Source organism: Citricoccus sp., from assembly GCF_035445025.1.
Classification (GTDB): domain Bacteria; phylum Actinomycetota; class Actinomycetes; order Actinomycetales; family Micrococcaceae; genus Citricoccus.
Genome location: NZ_DAOMPX010000098.1, coordinates 1 through 5,388, shown reverse-complemented (window position 1 = coordinate 5,388; position 5,388 = coordinate 1). Strand labels below are relative to the sequence as shown.

Sequence of the window (5,388 nt, the reverse complement as noted above, 5' to 3'; positions counted from 1 at the left end):
TGGTGACCCCAGCGGGATTCGAACCCGCGTTACCGCCGTGAGAGGGCGGCGTACTAGGCCGCTATACGATGGGGCCGTCACCGTTGTCCGTCAAGTCCCGCCTGACTGGCGTTTCTCTCCGGGCAACCCCAGAAGTATTTCATACTCTGGGGGCTTTCACCAAATCGGTGAAATCCGCTGGGGTACCAGGACTCGAACCTAGAATGACGGTACCAGAAACCGTTGTGTTGCCAATTACACCATACCCCAATGGCTGTCAAGTGAATGATCCGGTCACCCGGGATTCCCTTGGGCCATCCGCACCAGGTCTCCCTGGCACGGGTGTTTACTATACCGGCGATCGGCGCCGATGACAAAACGGCGCCGGGGTGGGCTCCGTCACCCCGGCCGGGCCCCGGTTCAGCCGGCGTCCGTGGTGCGGGCGGCCTGCTCTGCCGCGAACCGGTCGAGGCGCGCCAGGGCGGAGTCCCGCCCCAGGATCTCGAGGGACTCGAACAGCGGCGGCGAGACCTTCTTGCCGGACACGGCGGTCCGCACGGGCCCGAAGGCCTGACGCGGCTTGAGGCCGAGCCCGTCGATCAGCTCACGCCGCAGCGCGGCCTCGATGGCCTCGGTCCTCCAGTCACCGTCCTCGATCCCGGCCAGTCCGCGTCGCGCCGCGGCCAGGGCGCCGCCCAGGTCGGCGGGCATGCCCTTGAGGGCCCCGTCCGCCGTCGTGATCTGGTCATCGGCCTGGAACAGGAAGGCGAGCATGTCCACGGCCTCGCCCAGCAGGGCCACGCGCTCCTGCACCAGCGGGGCGGCGGCGTCGAGGACCTGGCCCTCGCGCGCCGTCAACGGGTCGGACACGAGACCGGCCTGCTGCAGGTAGGGCACCAGCCGGTCGCGGAAGTCCTGGCCGTCCAGCATCCGCACGTGGGTCCCGTTGATCGCGGTGGCCTTCTTCTCGTCGAACCGGGCCGGATTGGCCAGCACGTGGTGCACGTCGAAGTGCTGCACGAACTGCTCTCGGGTGAAGATGTCCTCGTCCGCCGAGAGCGACCAGCCCAGCAGCGCCAGGTAGTTGATCAGGCCCTCGGGGATGAACCCGTGCTCGCGGTGCAGGAAAAGGTTGGACTGCGGGTCCCGCTTGGACAGCTTCTTGTTGCCCTCCCCCATCACGTACGGCAGGTGGCCGAACGCGGGCATGTACTTCGCCACCCCGATGGCGTATAGGGCCCGGTAGAGCGCGATCTGCCGCGGCGTGGAGGACAACAGGTCCTCGCCGCGCAGCACGTGCGTGATCTCCATCAGGGCATCGTCCAGGGGGTTGACCAGGGTGTAGAGCGGGGAACCGTCCGGGCGCACCACCACGAAGTCCGGGACCGAACCGGCCTGGAAGGTGATCTCACCGCGCACCGTGTCCGTGAAGGTGATGTCCTCCTCCGGCATGCGCAGGCGCAGCGCGGGCTGGCGGCCCTCGGCGCGGAACCCGGCCACCTGCTCGGGGGTCAGGTCACGGTCGTAACCGTCATATCCCAGCTTGGGGTCCCGGCCCGCGGCACGGTGGCGGGCCTCGATCTCCTCCGGCGTGGAGAAGCTCTCGTAGATGTACCCGGCGTCCTTGAGCCGGGCGATCACGTCCTGGTAGATCTGACCGCGCTGGGACTGGCGGTAGGGCGCATGCGGGCCGCCCACCTCCACGCCCTCGTCCCAGTCGATGCCGAGCCAGGACATGGCCTCCAGCAGCTGCTGGTAGCTCTCCTCGGAGTCACGCTTGGCGTCGGTGTCCTCGATCCGGAACACCATGGTCCCGCCCGTGTGCCGGGCCCAGCCCCAGTTGAACAGGGCGGTGCGGATGAGTCCGACGTGCGGGGTTCCGGTCGGTGAGGGGCAGAAACGGACGCGGACCGGGGCGTCGGCGGGGACGGCGGGGATGTCGGCGGGGGCCGTGGCGGAGTGTGCAGTCGTCATGATGACTGCCAGTCTATTATCGACGCCGGCCGGCGCGGCCGGCGCTCAGCGGCGATAGACGCTGGCCAGGGTGCCGATCCCCTCGACCGTCGCCTCGGTGCGCTGGCCCGCCTCGACGGTGCCGACGCCGGCCGGCGTCCCGGTGAGGATGACGTCCCCGGGCAGCAGCGTGAAGGCCTCGGAGACCGCGGCCACGATCTCACGGACGCCGAAGACCATGTCCGCGGTGGTGCCGTCCTGGACGGTCCGGCCGTCCAGGGTCATGGTGATGCGCAGGTCCTCCGTGGCGGAGGTGTCCAGACCGGTCTCGATCCACGGCCCCAGCGGGCACGCGCCGTCGAAGCCCTTCGCCCGGGCCCACTGCAGGTCCGCGCGCTGCGCGTCCCGGGCGGTGAGGTCGTTGGCCACGGTGTAGCCGAACACGACGTCGTCCACGCGGTCCACCGGGACCTCCTTGCAGATGGTCCCGATGACGACCGCGAGTTCCGCCTCGTAGGAGACCTCCTCGGACCAGGACGGCAGCGTGACCGGTTCCCCCGGTCCGACCACGGAGGTGTTGGGCTTGAGGAAGAACTGGGGGCGGTCCGGAACCTCGTTGCCGAGCTCGGCGGCGTGGCCCGCCCAGTTGCGTCCGACGCCCACCACCTTGGACCGCGGGATGATGGGGGCCACCAGCCGCACGTCGGCCAGGGCGTGGCGCGTGGCGGTGGGATGGATGCCCTGGAAGAACGGGTCACCGTGCAGTTCGGTGATCGTCAGCTCCTCCAGGGGGGCGTCCGGCTCCCCCTCGACGATGCCGTACGCGGGCTCTGACTGGGCGACGAAACGGGCGATGCGCATGCCCCGAGCCTAGTGGCACGGCAGCGGGGCCGGGCACCCCGGCAGAGGGCCCCCGCCCCTGTGGAATACTGGGGCCGGGCCGCGAGGCCGGGCCCGGGCCCACCCGTGACGGGAATCATCCGCCGGGCATCACACAGGCATGAGTGAAAGCAGGACCGTGAATCCCACCATCGAGCACCTCCGCCGGGAACTTTCCACGAAAGTCTTCGACCAGGGCTTCCACTGGCGGATCATGTTCCTCGGCAAGTCGATCAACGGCACCACCGACATCGTCTCCTCCCTGTACCGCTCGTTGCGCAACCTCGGGCACCACGTGCTCCAGGTGGACACCTCCCAGCACCGCATCCTGGACAACCCCCACGGGGCCATGGGCGGCATGGGACCCATCTACGTCCCGTACGACCGCATCAAGCACATGGTCGACGAGTTCCGGCCGCAGATGATCATCCTGTGTGCCGGCGGCATGGTGTTCACCGAGGAGGACGCCCGTCTCCTGAAGGACCGCGGGATCATGCTCGTGGGCACCACCCTGTCCGACCCGGACGTCTTCCCCTCCGTGAAGGACCACGTCCACACCTTCGACGTCCACACCACCAACTCCCAGACGGCCCTGCAGATGTACCGGGACGCCGGGGTGGTGAACACCGTGTACCTGCCCTTCGGGATCGACCGCGGCTTCGTCACGCAGGACGTGAAGACCGCCCCCGAGTTCGAGCACGACGTCATCTGCCTGGGTCACGCCCACGACCGCCCGGACCGCAACAAGGTCATGACGGCCCTCGACCGGCAGTTCGACGTCAAGACCTACGGGCGCGGCTGGGAGCTGCCCGGGTCCGAGCCCGTGGCCGGGACGGAGATGGTCCAGGCGCTCAAGGGCGGCCGGATCCACGTCAACTTCCCGCTGACCCGTGCCGGGTTCATCAACATCAAGTGCGGCGTGTTCGAGTCCGCCGGCCAGGGCGCCCTGGTGGCGACCGGGAACTTCGACGAGATGGCCGACTTCTTCGAGTACGGCGAGGAGATCATCGGCTACGAGGACGAGGAGGACCTGGCCCGCCAGATCCGCTTCCTCCTGGACCACCCCGAGGAGTACGACCGGATCGCGGAGAACGGGTTCCGCCGGGTCGTCGAGAACCACCTGTACGAGCACCGCTGGATGGACCTGTTCTCCACCTTCCGCTCCCTCGACGAGGCCTCCTTCCCGTGGCTCGACGCCGAGCGCCGCGAGACCCTGTCCCGCACGCTCTCGGAGTCGCTGCCGCGGGCGAAGAAGGTCATCCTGGCGGGCTTCTACGGAGCCGGGAACATCGGCGACGAGCTGATCCTGAAGTCGGTGTCCCACGCCCTGCACCGGGCGGACCCGGCCGTGCAGGTCCAGGTGGCCGCGGAGAACGCGCAGCGGGTGGAGGCCTCCCACGGCCTGCAGGCGTTCACGCGGCGCAACCTCAACGCGGCCGCCTACGAGGTGCACACTGCGGCCGCGGTCGTCGTGGGCGGCGGCGGGCTCTGGCACGACTACACCTTCGAGCGGGCCGGCGGGCTGCTCGGCCTGTTCACGGGGGCCACCATCTCCATGGCCGGCTTCGGCATCCTGCCGCTCATGGGACGCGTGCTCGACAAGCCCTACCACGTCGTCGGCATGGGCGTCGGACCGCTGACCGACGAGGACGCGCGGGCCACCGTGCGGTACCTCGCGAACCAGACCTCGTCGCTGTACGTCCGGGACCCCGAGTCCGCCGAGCTGCTGCGCTCCCTGCCGGTCGACGCCGACCGCATCACCACCGGGCCCGACGTCGTCCACGCCGTCCCGCTGCCGGCGGCCGAGGACGTCCGCGAGTCCCTGCCGGCCGCCGTCGCCCGCGCCCGGGAGGAGGGCCGGCCGGTCATCGGGGTCAACCTGCGCCCGTGGGCGCACGAGGACATGGACGCCGTGGCGGCCACCGTGGCCGGTGCCCTCGCGGACGCGACGCCCGCCGGGGGCCCCGCCCCGCTCTACGTCTCGGTGCCCATGCAGTCCGGGGCGGCCTTCGACGTCGCGGCAATCGAGCGCGTGTTCGAGCAGTTGCCGGAAGGCTCCGAGACCTGGACCCCCGAGGGGCCCCTGGACCTGGACACCCTCGTGGCGCTCTACGGCGCCATGGACCTGCTGGTGGCGATGCGCCTGCACGCGGCCCTGGTGGCCCACCGCTGCGGGGTGCCCGTCGTCGGGCTCGGTTACGACCCCAAGGTCGGCCGTCACTTCGACGAGGTCGAGCGCGGCGACTGGTGCCTGCCGCTGACCGTGGACCGCACCGCCCTCACGGGCCGGGTCCGCGACGGTCTGCAGGCCGGCCGGGCCGGGTTCTCCGAGTCCACGCTGACCGCCCTGGCGCGGTTGCGCGCCGAGGCGGAGCAGTGCCTGGCCGTGTCCGCGCGGATGATCGCCGACTCCCCCACGCCGCAGGCGGTCTACGAGGTCCCGGCGGAGAACGCCGTGGGGACCGGGGTGCCGGCCCTGCGCAAGGCGCCCCAGCCGACGCGGTTCGTCGGCCTGCAGCCCGCCGGCGTGGGCATCCCCGTGCCGTCGAACCGGCCGGTGGGCCGCTTCCGGGCGAG

3 protein-coding genes and 2 tRNA genes are annotated in these 5,388 nt (G+C 70.5%); 1 reads left to right on the top strand and 4 read right to left on the bottom strand.

The window, feature by feature from the left end; all coding sequences use genetic code 11:
* The 4 genes from PLJ28_RS14765 to PLJ28_RS14750 form a co-directional block, all read right to left on the bottom strand.
* Positions 1–76, bottom strand: a tRNA-Glu gene (locus tag PLJ28_RS14765).
* 101 nt (positions 77–177) lie between these two features.
* Positions 178–249: transfer RNA gene (locus PLJ28_RS14760), tRNA-Gln, on the bottom strand.
* Between the two features lie 150 nt (positions 250–399).
* Complete coding sequence (gene gltX / locus PLJ28_RS14755) at positions 400–1,953, bottom strand: glutamate--tRNA ligase (protein ID WP_324590328.1); 1,554 nt, start codon at positions 1,951–1,953, stop codon at positions 400–402.
* 45 nt (positions 1,954–1,998) lie between these two features.
* On the bottom strand, positions 1,999–2,793 hold the full coding sequence (locus PLJ28_RS14750) for a fumarylacetoacetate hydrolase family protein (protein ID WP_183524745.1): 795 nt from the start codon (positions 2,791–2,793) through the stop codon (positions 1,999–2,001).
* 157 nt (positions 2,794–2,950) lie between these two features.
* Between PLJ28_RS14750 and PLJ28_RS14745 the strand changes: the two genes are divergently transcribed.
* Positions 2,951–5,388, top strand: a 2,438-nt coding sequence (locus PLJ28_RS14745; protein ID WP_324590327.1) for a glycosyltransferase family protein, incomplete at its 3' end; no start/stop codon positions are given.